We start from the raw sequence: 15,131 nt of genomic DNA on the forward strand, positions 1-15,131 counted from the left end.
CTACCGCCGTGGCAGCGGTTCCACGCCCGAGGTCCTCGATGCTCAGACCACCGGCTGCGAGCCGCCCGGCCTGACCGGCAGCCCGGCCGCGCGCCAGCCCCGGTATCCGCCGACGAGGTCCGTCGCGTTGGGCAGCCCGATCCGTTGCAGGTCTCGTGCCGCCAGCGACGACGCCCACCCCTCGTTGCACACGACGACCACGGTCGTGTCCGCGGTGACGCCCGGCAGCCGCCAGTCACCGGCCGGGTCGAGCCGCCACTCCAGCACGATCCGCTCGACCACGACGGAGTTCTCGATCTCGCCCTCGGCCAGCCGGTTGTGGGCCGGGCGGATGTCCACGACCAGCGCGTCCTCCAGCGCCAGCACCTCGTGCGGGTCCAGCCGCTTCAGGTGCGACCGCGCCTCGGCGAGGATGGTGTCGAGGTTGCTCACGGGCCCTCCTGGTCGGCCAGCTGACGCAGTTCGGACAGGGGAAGGCGCCGGGCGGGCAGCGGCGGGATCGAGTCGGGGATGTCGAGCAGCGAGGCGTACTCGCGGGTCGGCACGAGCGGCGGCGAGTAGGCGTGCACGGTCGCGGCCGGCGCCTCGGACGCGTTCGTGACCTGGTGCGCCCGCCCGGAGCCGAAGCCCAGCGCGTCACCGGTGCCGCGCACCGCGGACCGGATCGGCCCGGCGGGGTAGCGGTAGTCCTCCCGTAGCGTGCCGGTCAGCACCGTGAACGACCCGGCGGCGCCACCGTGGTCGTGCGGCTCGGTGCCCTGGCCGGGCAGCCACGACAGCAGCCACAGCTCCACGCCCTCGGTCAGCCCCAGCCGTGCCCACCAGCGGCGTTCGGGCGTGTAGTCGAGGATCCCCAGCAGACCCGTGGTCAGTTCGCTCGCCACGAACGAGGTCAGGTCGCGCAGCTCGCGCGGTGTCCACAGGGATCGGGACGGGTGGATCACGTCACGCAGCAGCCCGCTGTCCAGCGCCGGGTGCAGGTCGAATCGTTCTTGCTCGGCGTACGTCGAAGTCACGCACTCGCTCCTGAAGGCCGCGTCGGTACGGGGTAGCGATCAAGACGCGACGCAGGGCGCTGTCAGCGCGTGCGTCGCGTCGGGCTACACCCGCACGACGCCACGAGCACGAGGTCGATCGTGCGGTCGGTCCAGCAGTAGACGACCACGCCCGAGATGGTGCCAGACGCTCTCGGAACGTGGCTAGAGCGTCCACTGGCCGGAAGAACATCGGACACAGAGTCAAGTAGCCGCAAGGGATTCAGCGCGGAATGCGGAGCAGCAGCAACGAGCGTGCTGCCACCGTCACCTTCTCCCGCGGTGCGATCGAGCCGGGGGCGGCGGGAGAGCCGTCGGTGGTCGTCGTGTCCAGGAACGGTTCGTACGACGGCCCGTACCGCTCGTGCGGCAGCGTCACGGTGATCGGGTCCGCACCGGCGTGCATCAGCATCAGCCACGAGTCGTCCGACACCAGTTCGCCGTCCCGGGTGCGCGAGAGGCAGTTCGAGCCGTCGATGAACATCCCGAGCGTGCGGCGGCCCTCGTCGAACCAGTCGGTCTCGGCCATCTCCTGCCCGTCCGGCCGGAACCACACCAGGTCCGGGTTGCCGCTGGGCGTGGTGCGGCCCTCGAAGAACTGCGGCTGGCGCAGCGCCGGCGACGACGCGCGCAGGTCGATCAGCCGCTGGGTGAACCCGAGCAGCGCCTCACCCGCGTCGCTCGTCGTCCAGTCGACCCACGAGACCTCGTTGTCGAGGCAGTAGGCGTTGTTGTTGCCGCCCTGGGTGCGCCACATCTCGTCGCCCGCCGTCATCATCGGCGTGCCGGTCGACAGCAGCAGCGTCGCGAGCAGGTTCCGCGCCTGCTTCGCCCGCAGCGTGAGGACCTCGGTATCGGACGTCTCACCCTCGGCGCCGCAGTTCCACGACCGGTTGTCGTTCGTGCCGTCGCGGTTGTCCTCGCCGTTCTCCTCGTTGTGCTTGCCGTTGTAGGACACCAGATCGCGCAGGGTGAAGCCGTCGTGCGCGGTGATGAAGTTGATCGACTGCCACGGCCGGCGCAGGTCGTCCGCGTACAGGTCGCTCGATCCGGAGAGGCGGTACGCCAGGTCGCGCACGGAGGTGTGCCCACGCCAGAAGTCGCGGACCGTGTCGCGGTAGCGGCCGTTCCACTCGGCCCACTGCATCCCGAAGTCGCCGACCCGGTAGCCGTCGCCCGTCGCGTCCCACGGCTCGGCGATCAGCTTGGACCGGCACAGCACCGGGTCCGTCGTGATGGCCGTGAGCAACGCCGAGTCGCGGTCGAAGAACCCGCCGCCCGGCCTGCCCATGGTCGAGGCGAGGTCGAAGCGGAAACCGTCGACGCCCATCTCGTCCGCCCAGTACCGCAGCGAGTCCGTGACCAGCCGCACGACCTGCGGCGACCCGGCGTCCAGCGTGTTGCCGCAGCCCGTGATGTCGACCGTGCTGCCACCGCCGGCGTGCAGGTAGTAGCCGGGGGCGTCGTACCCGCGGAAGCAGATCGTCGGCCCGTCCGGCCCGCCCTCGCACGTGTGGTTGTAGACCACGTCGATCAGCACCTCGATGTTCGCCGCGTGCAGGGCCGCGACCATCGTCCGGAACTCCTGGACCTCGTTGCCCGGCTCGCTCGCATAGGCCGCGTGCGGCGCGCAGTACCCGAGCGGCGAGTAGCCCCAGTAGTTGCTCGCGCCCCGGCGCAGCAACGACGGCTCGTCCTGGAACGCCTGCACGGGCAGCAGTTCGACGGTGGTGACGCCGAGCCGCGTGAGGTGCTCGATCGCCGCCGGGTGCGCCAGGCCCAGGTACGTGCCGCGCAGCTTCTCCGGGATCTCGGGATGCTTCTTCGTGAAGCCCCTGACGTGCATCTCGTAGACGACGGCCTCTTCGAACGGCACTTCGGGCTTCACGCCCGTGTTCGCGCCGCCCGGCGAGCTCACGACGCTCAACGGCACGCTGCCGAGCGAGTCGACCGCGGACGGTGGCCCGTGCATCGGGTCGCCCACGTACCCGAGCGCGGCCTCCAGGTCCGTGATCCGGCCCTCGACCTGCCGCGCGTACGGGTCGACCAGCAGCTTCGCCGGGTTGCACCGCAGCCCGCGCCCCGCGTCGTACGGCCCGTGCACCCGGAACCCGTACCGCTGGCCGGGCGTGACGCCGGGGACGAGCCCGTGCCAGACGCCGAACGTCCGTTCGGTCAGCTCGACCCGTTTCTCCGTCCCGTCGTCGTCGACGAGGCAGACCTCGACCGCGTCGGCGACGTGCGACGTCACCGCGAACCGGACACCGCCTGCTTCGGCGTGTGCCCCCAGTGGGAACGGTCGGCCTGCCAGCACCTCGGACTCGGGTCGCGTAGCCATGCCCCCGATCTTGGCATCCGGGACCGACAAAAAACTTGAGAGTTCACACAGGAGGCGCAGCGGCCTCACCCGGCCCGAGGGACACCCCGATGGAGCACCCGTGGGTGGCCGTTCGGAAGAATGGAGCCGTGGCGGACGTCGACGTGACAGATCTGGTCGTGCACATGGCGGGCGTATCGGTCCGTCGCGGGAAGAACACGCTGGTCGGAAACATCGACTGGAGCGTGGAGCTGGACGAGCGCTGGGTGGTGCTGGGCCCGAACGGAGCCGGCAAGACGACCCTGCTACGGCTCTCCAGCGCCGACCTGCACCCGACCAAGGGCAAGGTCCATCTCCTGGGTGAACGCCTGGGCAAGACCGACGTCCAGGAGCTCAAGCCCCGGATCGGCCTGTGCTCCGCGGCGCTCAACGGCCGCGTGCCCGGCGACGAGACGGTCGTCGACCTGGTCGTCTCCGCGGGCTACGCCGTTCTCGGCCGGTGGCGCGAGGAGTACGGCAAGGAGGACACCGACCGAGCCCGCGAGCTGCTCGGCACGCTCGGCATGGCGCACCTCGCCGACCGCCTGTACGGCACGCTGAGCGAGGGCGAGCGCAAGCGCACGCTGATCGCCCGCGCGTTGATGACCGACCCCGAGATGCTGCTGCTCGACGAGCCCGCCGCGGGCCTCGACCTCGGTGGCCGCGAGGACCTCGTGGCGAAGCTGTCGGAGCTGGCGCTGGACCCGGACGCGCCCGCGATGGTGCTGGTCACGCACCACGTCGAGGAGATCCCGCCGGGCTTCACCCACGCCTTGCTGCTGCGCGAGGGCTCGATCGTCGCGCAGGGGCTCTTGGACGACGTGCTGACCGAGGAGAATCTGTCCAAGACTTTCGGCCAGGACCTGGAGCTGCAGAAAGCGGGAGACCGCTTCTTCGCCCGCCGCAAGGTCTGACAAGCTACCGCTAGGTAATGTGACGGCAGGCGGACGGAACCGCGAGTTCGCGTCGGTCGTCCGGCTGCCTCTTCGGGTCAACCGCCGCAGGCGATTCGGCCCGAAGCGGCAGCCGGGCGACCGACTCCCCGGCGAACTCGCCGCCGTCTGCGAAGCAGCGGCAAAGGAGCACAGTGGCTGAGTTCGTGAGGCTCGAGGTCGAGGACGGGATCGGCACCATCCGCCTGGAGCGGCCGCCGATGAACGCCCTGAACCGGCAGGTGCAGACCGAGCTCCAGGCCGCCGCGAAGGAGGCCTCCGAGCGCTCCGACGTCTACGCGGTCATCGTCTACGGCGGCGAGAAGGTCTTCGCGGCCGGCGCGGACGTCAAGGAGTTCGCACAGATCTCCCACGCCGAGATGACGCTGCGGGCCAAGGGCCTGTCCGACGCCCTCGGCGCGCTGGCCTCGGTGCCGAAGCCGACGGTCGCCGCGATCACCGGGTACGCGCTGGGCGGCGGCTTCGAGGTCGCTCTCGGCTGCGACCGCCGCATCGCCGGTGACAACGCGAAGGTCGGCCAGCCCGAGATCCTGCTCGGCCTGATCCCCGGCGGTGGCGGCACGCAGCGCCTCGCCCGCCTGATCGGTCCGTCGAAGACCAAGGACCTGCTCTACACCGGCCGGTTCGTCGGCGCCCAGGAGGCGCTCGAGATCGGCATGGTCGACGAGGTCGTCGCGCCGGACGACGTGTACGCCGCGGCCGTGCGCTGGGCCAAGCAGTTCGTCGGTGGGCCGGTGCTCGCGCTCGCCGCGACCAAGGCGGCCGTGGACGGCGGCCTCGACACCGACCTGGAGTCGGGCCTGAAGCTCGAAAGCCACCTCTTCGCGGCGTTGTTCGCGACGGAGGACAAGAAGAACGGCGTGGAGTCGTTCATCGCGAACGGTCCCGGAAAGGCGAAGTTCAGTGGCAACTGATCCGGCACCGAACCCGCACGCGACCGCGGAAGAGGTCGAGGCGGCCTACAAGGACACCAAGCTCGCGCAGGTGCTCTACCACGACTGGGAAGCGGGCACGTACGACGAGAAGTGGTCGATCTCGTACGACGACCGCTGCATCACCTACGCGACGGACAGGTTCCGCGCCGCCGCGGGTGACGTCGGCCCGTACGAGCACGCGCTGGAACTGGGCTGCGGCACCGGTTTCTTCCTGCTGAACCTCATGCAGGGCGAGGTGATCAAGAAGGGCTCGGTCACCGACCTCTCGCCCGGCATGGTCGAGGTCGCGCTGCGCAACGCCGAGCACCTCGGGCTGGACGTCGACGGCCGGGTCGCCGACGCCGAGCGCATCCCGTACGACGACAACACGTTCGACCTCGTCGTCGGCCACGCGGTGCTGCACCACATCCCCGATGTGGAGGCGGCGATGCGCGAGGTGCTGCGCGTGCTGAAGCCGGGCGGCAGGTTCGTGTTCGCGGGCGACCCGACGAACATCGGCAACTTCTACGCCCGCAAGCTCGGCCAGGCGACGTGGTGGCTCACCACGAACATCACCAAGACCGTGCCGGTGCTCGGCGACTGGCGGCGTCCGCAGGAGGAGCTCGACGAGTCCTCCCGTGCGGCCGCTCTCGAAGCCGTCGTCGACCTGCACACGTTCGACCCGGACCAGCTCGAGGCGACGGCTCGCCGCGCCGGTGCTGTTTCCGTTCGCGCGGTGACCGACGAGCTGTCCGCGGCTCTGTTCGGCTGGCCGGTGCGCACGTTCGAGGCCGCCGTGCCGCGCGAGAAGCTGGGCTTCGGGTGGGCCATGTTCGCCTACCGCACCTGGCAGAACCTGTCGTGGGTGGACCAGAACGTGCTGTCGAAGGTCCTGCCGCGCGAGGTCTTCTACAACGTGTCGATCACCGGCGAGAAGTCTTCCTGAGTTGGGCTACGCGTTCACCTCCGCCGACGTGGCGTTCCTGCGCTCCGCCGCCGGAACCGCCGCGTTGGCCGAGGTGGACGCGCTGCCCTTCTCTCCCACCTCGCACCTGCAGGACGTGGGGACCGCCCGCCGGCTGCTGGGCGCCTCCTTCGCCCCGGTCGTGGAAACCGTGCTGCTGCGGCGTCGCGCGGTGTCCAAACTGGACTCGCCGAGTTCCTGGCTCTTCACCGACGACGCCCTGCAGCAGGCGACCCCGTCCGCCGTCGCCCGGCATCGCGCCGCGCGGCTCGCCGGTCGCGACGTCCACGACGTGACATGTTCGATCGGTGCCGACCTTGCCGCGTTGAGCGCGGTGGCCGCTCGTTGTGTCGGCTCGGACCTCGACCCGGTCCGGCTCGCCATGGCACGCAACAACGTTCCGGGCCAGCTCGTCGTCGTCGCCGACGCCCTCCGTCCCGTTTCGCGGGCCGGCGCCGTCACCGCGGACCCGGCTCGCCGTGACTCGTCCGGCCGCCGCAAGTGGAACCCCTCGGACTTCGTGCCGCCGCTGGACGAGCTGTCCGAGGTGTACTCGGGCGTCGACCTGGCCGTGAAGTGCGCCCCCGGCATCGACTTCGCCGTCGCCCCGTGGGCCGGCGAGATCGAGGTCGTCTCGCTGGACGGCGCCGTCCGCGAGGCCTGCCTGTGGACGCGAGGCCTGGCCACGCCAGGGGTGTCGCGCCGCGCCTCGGTCCTCGGCGGTGGCTCGTCGTGGACTCTGACGGACGCCGAACCGGACGACTGCCCGGTCGCGGCACCGGGCGCGTGGATCATCGACCCGGACGGCGCCGTCGTACGGGCCGGCCTGGTGCGGCACTACGCGGCGCGGCACGGGTTGTGGCAGCTGGACGAGCGCATCGCCTACCTGAGCGGAGACGTGCCGCCTCCGGGCATTCGCGCGTTCCGCGTGCTCGAACACGGGCACTACACGGAGAAGTCGCTCAAGTCCCTGCTGAAGACGCGCGGGGTCGGCCGGTTGGAGATCCTGGTGCGCGGCCTGGACGTCGACCCGAACACGTTGCGCAAACGCCTCAAGCTCTCCGGTTCCGCCGAGGCCACGGTCGTGCTGACGCGGATCGGGTCAAGGCCGGTCTTCGTGCTGTGCGAGGCTGAGCGCACCTAGCAGCAGGTCGAGGCGGATCACGTCGTACTCCGGCCGCAGCCTCCCGCCCTGCACGAGCGTCGCGATGCCGTGCAGCGAGCTCCAGAAGACCTCCGTCAGCGGCTCCAGATCTCGTTCGCCTCGAACGGGTTCGACCGCGGCGACCAGTTCTCCGAACGCGTCGAGAAGTTCTTGTGGCACCTCGTCCGTGCCCCACGGGATGTCGGACTGCTGCACGAACATCGCGTCGTAGAGCGCGGGCCTCTCCCTCGCGAACTCCAGGTACGCCTCCGCCGCGGCCCGCAGCCGTGACTCCCCTCGGGAGGGACGGGCCTTCCGCAGCAGCCTGGCCAGATCACCGCACCCCTGGATGGCGACCGCGCGCACGATCGCGTCCTTGCCCTTGAAGTGGCTGTAGAGCACCGGCTGGCTGTACTCGACCTTCTCGGCGAGCCGGCGCGTGGTCACCGCGTCCCAGCCCTCCGCCTCGGCCAGGTCCCGCGCCGCGTCGATGATCAGCTGATGCCGCTCCGCACGCTCGCGTTCGCGCCGGTTCTGAATGCTCACGCTCCCGATTCTAGCACTGCTAGACATTCGAGCGTCCCTAATGTTAGCGTCGCTCTAGTAGCTAGCAACGCTAGAACCCCTTGGAGGACGCAATGAAGCTGACCCTGACCACCGTCATGTCCTGGCTCGTCGTGGCGGCGGGGCTGTACTTCGGCCTGGGCTACCTGCTCAACGGCGACGGCTCTGCGGCGGGCTTCGGCATCGTCGACCCGACCGGCTACTACGTCGTGAAGGGGGTGCGCGACATCGCGTACGCGCTGACAGCTTTGATTTTGCTGCTGATGAAGCAGCGCCGAGCGCTGGGCTGGGTGGTCCTCGCGGACTCGATCATCCCGATCGGCGACTGCCTGGCCGTGATCACCCACGGCGGAACCGTGGGCTACGCGCTCGCGGTGCACGGCTCGGCGGCCGTGCTGGTGCTGCTCACGGCCGGCCTGCTACTGCGGGAGACGGCGCCCGCGCGGCCTCAGCCCGTGCCGGCTCAGTGAACGCGGCGAGCAGTCGCCCGGTGATCGCGTGAGCCACCACCTCCCAGCGGCCCGTACTCCTCGCCCTCGCGCCACCCTCGCGCCGTCGCCACCCTCGCGTCCTCGCAGCCGAGGACGCGCTGCGACCCACCACCGATCCCGCAGCGTGCCGGGGCTGCTCTCCGCCGCGCTACCGCTCCGCAGACCGGCTGCCATTACCCACCGCATCACCGCAGCGCGTCCCCAGCGCCGTCACCCTGGCACCGTCCCCACGCTGCTCAACGCGGCGCCCCCACCCCAGGCGACAACGCCCGAACAGTCTCCCGCAACTCCGGCTCGTCGATCTCCCCGAGCAACAGCCCGGTCACCACATGAAACGCACGAGCCAGCTCATCGGGATGCGTGGACGACACCAAAGTCCCCGCGAACGCGCCGGCATCCCGCAGGTCGTCCAGCCCGCGCCCCTGCACCGCGTTCACGCCCTCCCGGAGGCACCACAGCGACATCACGTGGTCGCGCATCCCGTTGATCATGTAGACCGCCTGCCACCCGCGGCCGCGCGCGATGGACGACCGTGCGTGCAACCCGTGCAGCCAGGCCAGCCCGATGAGCTCGGCGCGGTCCGGCTGACCGGCCGGCGGCAACTGGTTGGCCTCACCGAACAGCAGGCGGAACGTGGGTCCCGTCGCACCGAACTCGGTGGACGGCCAGAACGCGATGTCCGCCTGCAGCGTCGAACGCATCAGGAACACGCGGAAGAGGACCTTGCCATGCCGCACGTCGAGGTGGCTGACGGCGCCGCACGTGTACATCAACGCGGTCCAGTCCGCGACCACGGCGTCGATCTCGCGGTCGACCGACAGCGCGAAGTCGAGGTCGGACCAGCGGTCTTCCCGGCCCACGGCCGTCGATCCCGTCAGCGCCGCCCCGACCACGCGCGGGTCGGTGCCGGCGGCGTTGACGAGGTCACGGCGCAGCTGGTCACGTTCGGAAACTGCGAACACCACCCAACCTTATTGGCCGCGGCTCGCGGGATCGACGCGGGCGAACGTGAGCAGGTCGACCATTCCGAACTGGCCGGCGGTCCGCGACGGCAGCGTCGGCTTCCAGTTCGGCTGCTGCCTCAGGTACGACTCGGGATCCAGCTGCAGCAGGCCGATGAACACCTCACCGACCAGCCGGGCGGAGGCGCCCGCGAGCGAGATGCCGTCACCGAGCGTCTCGGCCTCGCGCAGCGTGTAGTACCAGAGCGGTGTCGAGCGGTCGAAGCCGAACTCCCGCAGCTCCGGTACCGAGTCCAGCACCGGGATGCCCATCGCCCGAGCGATCTCCTGCCCGGACGGCAAGGACCACGTGAGGTGCCTGAGCAGGTTGCGCTGCGGTAGCGCGACAGGCGGCGAACCGTCCGGGATCGCCCCGAGCGGCAGCCGGAACAGCGGCGTCGAGATGTGCGTGTCGACTCGCTTGTTCGGCCGCACCTCGCCGTCCCCGAAGTCGAAGAACGTCTGCCACCCGATGAACCTCCGGCGTGCCCGCCGCCCGCCGCGCAGGTCCACAGGATCGCTCTGCCCCTCGGCCGCGGGGTCGAAGATGAAGCCGAAGAACGGCTGACCGTTGTCCCCCTTCAGGTTTGCGCGGTACGACGGCCGCACCTGGCTGTGCCCGAACCGGTAGCACGCGCCCTGGAACTCCACCGGCATGAAGTGCTCGCCCTGCGCCGGCCGGTAGAAGCGCCGTCCGTGGGCGAGGACGTCCTGCGTGACCCCGAACCCGATGATCTGCGGCAGGAACTCGTGCACCACGATCCACTGGTAGTGCCACACAACGGTTCTCTGCGCGTCAGCGAAGACCCGATCGCCGGGGACGCCGCCGGCGCGCAGCCGGTCCACGACCCGGTTGTGGAACAACAGGAACGCCGCGTGCAGCCCGGCGATCATCAGGTTCTCGTCGTTGCGCGGGTCCCCGATGATCGCCACACCATCGGAGCGCCGGGGCAGGTCCTCGAACAGCCCGCCGTTCTCCACCCGGAACTTGGCCCGGTCGCCGGAGTCGTACAGCTGGGGCGACTGGACGGGACCGCCGCCATACACGGAGTCCAGCGACAGCGTGGGGTTCCGCGTGTTCGGACTCTGCTCGGGCACGGCCGGCACCGCGAGCCGCGAGCCGAGGTCGAACGTGAAGTCGTGATCGATGAACTGCCCGAGGAACGTCGTTCCCGCGGTGTTGAAGGGGTTGTCGAGGTTGCCAGGACTCAGCTCCGGATTGGTGATGAGCCGGACAGGCCCTTCGTGCAACGGATCCTTGGCGTCCAACGGCCCGCCCGGTGCGCCCATCGCACGCAACGCGTCCTGAACGCGCGGCGTGTTCTCGGCGAACGGGGGCAGCCCGGGGAACATCCGCCCGAAGAACCGGGGCGAGGTGGCCGCCTCGGCGGCGACCACCCTCGCGGCGGCAGGGGAGGGCGCCAGTGTCACCGCACCGGCGCCCGCGACGCCTCCCAGAAATCCACGTCTGGTGAGATTGCCCATGTCAGCGCAGTGTTCTGCAAGATCACTCGCTTCCGCACGGACGAAGAACCATGCAGGGGACGCGAAACAACTACGTGAGCAGCCCGAGTCGCCGCGCCTCCGAGAGCGCCTGCGCCCGATTGTGCACTCGCAGCTTGAAGAACAGCTGCCGTTGCTCCGACTCCACGGTTTTCACCGCGATCCCCAGCGTGTGGGCGGTCTGCCGCACCGACTCACCCCGCGCGATCGAGTCGAGGATGTCGTGCTCCCGATGGGTGAGCGCGGGGACGTTCTCATGAGCGGCCGGGACCGAGCAGGACGAGCGCACCAGACCGAGCCGTGAGACCACCGCGGCCGCCTGAACCCGGCTCTGCACACCGAGTTTGGTGAAGATGCGGCGCTTGTAGTTGACCACCGTGTGCGGGGAGAGCCGCAGGACGGCCGCGAGTTGCGCGGCGGACAGTCCGGAGCAGACGTGGGCGAGCACTTCCATCTCGCGGTCGGTCAGCGCACCCGGCCCGCTTCGGCGCAGAGGCGGGAGCGAGATGCGTTCGAGTTGTGCGCGCAGAGACGCGAGCCCGCGGGTCGGGTACAACCGGACAAGTGGAATCTCCGGTAAGGATTCCGGTTCGAGCTGGCCGACGACGACGTCAGGAGGTCGGAGACGGCAGAGCAGCAGGAGATCGTCCTGTGAGCAGGCGGTGCCGACGACGAGCCAGCCGGGCAGCGCGTCGAGCCAGTTCGCGACGGCATCGGTGGTGAGCCGTTCCCGCGCGTGCACTGCGATTCTTGTCGATCGCACGCAGTTGGGCATGGCGCCTCACGCTCAGAGCGAGGCGGCGGCACTCGGGCTGGTCACACCATACATCCGGCTCAACGCCGCGCCAGTGGCCCGAGGGCGCGTCCGCGAGTACCACCGACCGCCGGGTCGGTAGTACTCGCGGACACCCGAACCCGCTAGGCGGTGGCGATGGCGAAGACGTGCATGTTTCCATCCTCCGGAAGTGTCACGCCCTGCAGCGTCTTGCCCTCCGGAGCCACGTACGTCTTCGTGGCGAAGATGTGCGTGGCGACCTTCTCGTTACCGCCGCCCAGCTGGTTGCGGTACGGCGTGGCCGCGACGATCACGTTGCCGTAGCTGGGGGCTGCCCCGCCGCCGCCGAGCGTCCAGTCGCTGAAGCCGATCTCGACGGTGGCGGTGGTGCCGTCCGTGAACGTCACCGTGGCCGGCTTGGTGCGCGCCCCGTTGGCGGCCGAACCCACGAACGCTAGCCGGGTTCCGGACAGGGCGAGCGTCTGCTTCGCGGCGGTCGCGTTGTCGGGGCGGCCGGGAGGTGACGACGGCCAGGTGAACGTGAGGCCGTCGACGGTGCCCGTGCCGCCCGGCGGGAGGCCGGCCGTGGCCAGTGCTTCCCGTGAGTAGCTGTAGCCGCCGCCGTCGAAGTCGCCCTCGCCGGTGGCGTCTGCGGAGGCGCCCACGTTGTTCACGGCGGCGAGCATGCTGCCCGCCGGCGCGACCTTCACCGTCTGCGGCAGCACGACGGGTTTCCCGGCTCCCTCGACGTTGATCGTCACCGTGATGTCGTAGAAGCCTTGCGCGGCATCGGCTCCGGCGGCGACCGTGAACTCCGCGGGCACCGTGCCGGTCGTCGGCGTGAACGTCAGCGCGTCCGATCCGGTGATCGTGTACGTCGCCTTCGGGTCGCCGTCGTAGAGCTTGACCGCGTTGATCTTCGCCGTGACCGACTTGCCGGGCTCGACCACGAGCTGGCGCGGCTCGACCGTCAGGTAGTACGGCTGGTCGTGCCTGATCGGCTGCTCGCCGTCGCGGAACGACGGCGGAGCGTCGGAAGCGCCTGTGCCCCAAGAAGAAGGCGACTTGCCCAGCACGAAGTCCAGCCTGCCGCCGCGCTGCACGAACGACTCCGGCAGCCAGGTCTTCGTGGTGGACCGGCCGTTGACCTTCAGCGACTGCACGTACTTCGTGGCGGTACCGGCCTGGGGCGCGTTGATCGTGATGTCCTTGCCGCCACCGCGGTTGATCTTCACCGACGTGAACAGCGGGGCGCTCAGCACCAGCTCGGCGCGCGACGGCACCTGCGGGTAGATGCCCATCGCGGTGAACACGAACCACGACGACATCGCGCCGAGGTCGTCGTTGCCGGGGATGCCGCCGGGGGCGTTCTTCCACAGCGTGTTGACCGTCTCGCGCAGCGTCTCCTGCGCCTTGGCGGGCTGGCCGGTGTAGTTGAAGAGCCACGGCACGTTCACCGACGGCTCGTTGTCCAGTTCGGACTTCGCCCCGCCGCGACCGGTGAGGGCCCAGCTGCCGTCGGCGTTGTGGAAGAAGTCGTCCAGCCGCTTGTTGGCGCGCTCACGGCCGCCCAGCGAGTCGACGAGCCCGGCGACGTTGTGGGTGACCATCCACGTGTACTGGGCGCTGCTGCCCTCGACGAACCCGTTGCCGGTGTCGGGCGTGAAGTCCTTGACCCACGTGCCGTCGGCGTTGCGGTTGCGGATGTAGCCACCGGTGGAGTCGGCGACCGGGTCGAAGTTGTTCTGCCACCACTGCGCGCGTTCGGCGAACGTCTTCGCGGTCTTCCGGTCACCCGTGCGCTCGGCGAGCTGGCTGATCGCGAAGTCCGCCGCGGAGATCTCCAGGGTCTCCGCCGCGCCACCCCAGGCGTTCGACACGGACGGCATGTACTTGTGCTTCAGGTACTTGTCGAGCGACGGCCGCTGCCCGACCGACATCACCGCCCAGCCGTCCTTGCTCAGGTCCAGCGGCGTGGGCACGGTCGCGGCCTTCACCAACGACTTCAACGACGACCTGATGTCGTACTGGTCGCCCCCGAACGCGGAGATCGCGGCCAGTGCGATGGGCGCCGGGTCGCCGTTCATCACGTGCGTGCCGCCGCCGTTGTGCGTCCAGCGGTCCCAGACGCCGTTGTTCTGGTTGGCCTGGTTGAGCAGCGACTGCGCGATGTCCGAGCCGATCTGCGGTTCGAGCATGGTGAGCAGCTGCAGTTGCGAGCGGTAGATGTCCCAGCCGGAGAACGTGCCGTACTGGGCCTTCTGCCTGCGCTTGTCGATCTTGTGCGTCTTGCCGTCGAACCCGGCGTACTCGCCGTTGACGTCGCTGTACAGGTTGGGGTGCAGCAAAGAGTGGTACAGCGCGGTGTAGAACTTGGTCCGCTCGTCATCGGAGCCGCCGCCGACCTCGATGCGCCTGAGCTGCTTCTGCCACGCGATGTACGCGTTGTCCCTCATGTCCTCAATGGACTGGCCCTTGTTCTCGGCCCTGAGGTTGGCCCGCGCGTTGTCGAGGCTGACGTAGGAGATGCCCACCTTGACGCCGACCTGCGAACCGGGCGCGAACCCGAGGTAGGCGCCGGAGCCCTTGCCCAGCACCGGCCAGCCGTTCGTCCCGTACGTCGTGCCGCCCTTGGAGGTGACGCTTCCGGGCGTGACAACGTTGTCCTGGTACGTGCCGACCTCGGTGAACTCCTGGTCGAACTCCGCCACGAAGTGCAGCGTGTAGTAGCTACGGCGGCCGACCTGGTTGATGTAGCCGCAGAAGTTGCCGCTCGTGACGCTGCCGGTGATCGTCCGCTTGTTCTTGTCGATCACGGTCTGGGCGTCGCTGGAGCCGACCTGCGACTTGGAGGTGTTGATCAGCACCGTCGCCGGCTTGTCGGCGGGGAAGCTGAACCGCGCCGCACCGGTGCGTTCGGTGGCGGACAGCTCGGCCTTCGCGCCGGACTTGAGCGTCACGTCGTAGCGGCCGGGCTTGGCCACCTCGTCGGCGTGCGAGAACTCGCTGGCGTAGACCGCGTCGGTCGCGTCCGTCGTCGGGCTCGTCGTGACGGTCCCGACGTGCGGGAAGATCGGGATGTCACCACTTCCGCCCGCGCAGCCCGTTCCGGACATGTGGGTGAGGCTGAAGCCGCGGATCTTCGTGGCGTCGTACCGGTAACCGCCGGGAGCCGCGGCGCGCAGGGTGTTGCCGCGACTCGCCTCCGGGCTGAAGGAGAACATGCCGAACGGCACGACCGCGCCGGGGAAGGTGTTCCCGAGGTTGGTCGTGCCGATGAACGGGTTCACATGTGCTGCCGGGTCCGGCACCACCTGGATCTGGGGCTGAGCGGAGGCAGGGACCACTCCGAACGTCATGGCCACCGCCACCGCAGCTGTCGTGAGGACTCTTCGCTGCATGCTCGCGGACCCTACTTTCCGTGCCCGCCCA

The 15,131-nt window shown here is 69.7% G+C and carries 13 protein-coding genes; 5 read left to right on the forward strand and 8 right to left on the reverse strand.

Annotated elements, in window-relative coordinates:
- Nucleotides 1-42: 42 nt before the first annotated feature.
- The 3 genes from ACRSBM_RS03300 to glgX form a co-directional block, all read right to left on the reverse strand.
- A complete protein-coding gene (locus ACRSBM_RS03300) occupies nucleotides 43-432 on the reverse strand; it encodes a rhodanese-like domain-containing protein (RefSeq protein ID WP_434439623.1) in 390 nt (129 codons plus the stop codon).
- Entirely contained in the window at nucleotides 429-1,016 is a 588-nt protein-coding gene (locus ACRSBM_RS03305; protein WP_434439625.1) for a cysteine dioxygenase, read from the reverse strand. Before ACRSBM_RS03305 ends, ACRSBM_RS03300 begins: the two co-directional genes overlap by 4 nt.
- Before the next feature lie 241 nt (nucleotides 1,017-1,257).
- On the reverse strand, nucleotides 1,258-3,372 hold the full coding sequence (glgX, locus tag ACRSBM_RS03310; protein WP_434439627.1) for a glycogen debranching protein GlgX: 2,115 nt from the start codon (nucleotides 3,370-3,372) through the stop codon (nucleotides 1,258-1,260).
- A gap of 89 nt (nucleotides 3,373-3,461) precedes the next feature.
- On the opposite strand from glgX, the gene ACRSBM_RS03315 reads away from it, so the two are divergent.
- The 4 genes from ACRSBM_RS03315 (at nucleotide 3,462) to ACRSBM_RS03330 (ending at nucleotide 7,365) form a co-directional block, all read left to right on the forward strand.
- On the forward strand, nucleotides 3,462-4,304 hold the full coding sequence (locus tag ACRSBM_RS03315) for an ABC transporter ATP-binding protein (RefSeq protein ID WP_434439628.1): 843 nt from the start codon (nucleotides 3,462-3,464) through the stop codon (nucleotides 4,302-4,304).
- 173 nt (nucleotides 4,305-4,477) lie between these two features.
- On the forward strand, nucleotides 4,478-5,257 hold the full coding sequence (locus ACRSBM_RS03320) for an enoyl-CoA hydratase/isomerase family protein (protein WP_191301169.1): 780 nt from the start codon (nucleotides 4,478-4,480) through the stop codon (nucleotides 5,255-5,257).
- Nucleotides 5,247-6,203 carry a methyltransferase domain-containing protein gene (locus tag ACRSBM_RS03325; protein ID WP_434439629.1) on the forward strand — a complete coding sequence of 319 codons (957 nt, stop codon included), beginning with the start codon at nucleotides 5,247-5,249 and terminating at the stop codon, nucleotides 6,201-6,203. The genes ACRSBM_RS03320 and ACRSBM_RS03325 overlap by 11 nt, the downstream gene beginning before the upstream one ends.
- A gap of 1 nt (nucleotide 6,204) precedes the next feature.
- A complete protein-coding gene (locus ACRSBM_RS03330; protein ID WP_434439630.1) occupies nucleotides 6,205-7,365 on the forward strand; it encodes a THUMP-like domain-containing protein in 1,161 nt (386 codons plus the stop codon).
- Here ACRSBM_RS03330 and ACRSBM_RS03335 read toward each other — a convergent pair.
- Nucleotides 7,324-7,911 carry a TetR/AcrR family transcriptional regulator gene (locus ACRSBM_RS03335; protein ID WP_434439632.1) on the reverse strand — a complete coding sequence of 196 codons (588 nt, stop codon included), beginning with the start codon at nucleotides 7,909-7,911 and terminating at the stop codon, nucleotides 7,324-7,326. The two genes, ACRSBM_RS03330 and ACRSBM_RS03335, sit on opposite strands and share 42 nt — an antisense overlap.
- 92 nt (nucleotides 7,912-8,003) lie before the next feature.
- Here ACRSBM_RS03335 and ACRSBM_RS03340 point away from each other — a divergent pair, with 92 nt between their 5' ends.
- Nucleotides 8,004-8,399 (forward strand): DUF4267 domain-containing protein, encoded by a 396-nt coding sequence (locus tag ACRSBM_RS03340; RefSeq protein WP_434439634.1) that lies wholly within the window; start codon nucleotides 8,004-8,006, stop codon nucleotides 8,397-8,399.
- Nucleotides 8,400-8,656: 257 nt separating this feature from the next.
- On the opposite strand, the gene ACRSBM_RS03345 is transcribed toward ACRSBM_RS03340, so the two are convergent.
- From ACRSBM_RS03345 to ACRSBM_RS03360, 4 genes are all read right to left on the reverse strand, one after another.
- A complete protein-coding gene (locus tag ACRSBM_RS03345; RefSeq protein ID WP_434439636.1) occupies nucleotides 8,657-9,382 on the reverse strand; it encodes a nucleotidyltransferase domain-containing protein in 726 nt (241 codons plus the stop codon).
- Between the two features lie 9 nt (nucleotides 9,383-9,391).
- The gene (locus ACRSBM_RS03350) at nucleotides 9,392-10,906 is read right to left on the reverse strand and encodes a peroxidase family protein (RefSeq protein ID WP_434439638.1); all 1,515 of its coding nucleotides are present in this window, start codon (nucleotides 10,904-10,906) and stop codon (nucleotides 9,392-9,394) included.
- Between the two features lie 70 nt (nucleotides 10,907-10,976).
- Nucleotides 10,977-11,687, reverse strand: coding sequence for a response regulator transcription factor (locus ACRSBM_RS03355; protein WP_434439640.1), 711 nt, complete (start codon nucleotides 11,685-11,687; stop codon nucleotides 10,977-10,979).
- 155 nt (nucleotides 11,688-11,842) lie between these two features.
- Nucleotides 11,843-15,100 (reverse strand): GH92 family glycosyl hydrolase, encoded by a 3,258-nt coding sequence (locus tag ACRSBM_RS03360; protein ID WP_434439642.1) that lies wholly within the window; start codon nucleotides 15,098-15,100, stop codon nucleotides 11,843-11,845.
- Between the last annotated feature and the right edge of the window lie 31 nt (nucleotides 15,101-15,131).

It is taken from the genome of Lentzea xerophila, from assembly GCF_051094245.1.
GTDB lineage: Bacteria > Actinomycetota > Actinomycetes > Mycobacteriales > Pseudonocardiaceae > Lentzea > Lentzea xerophila.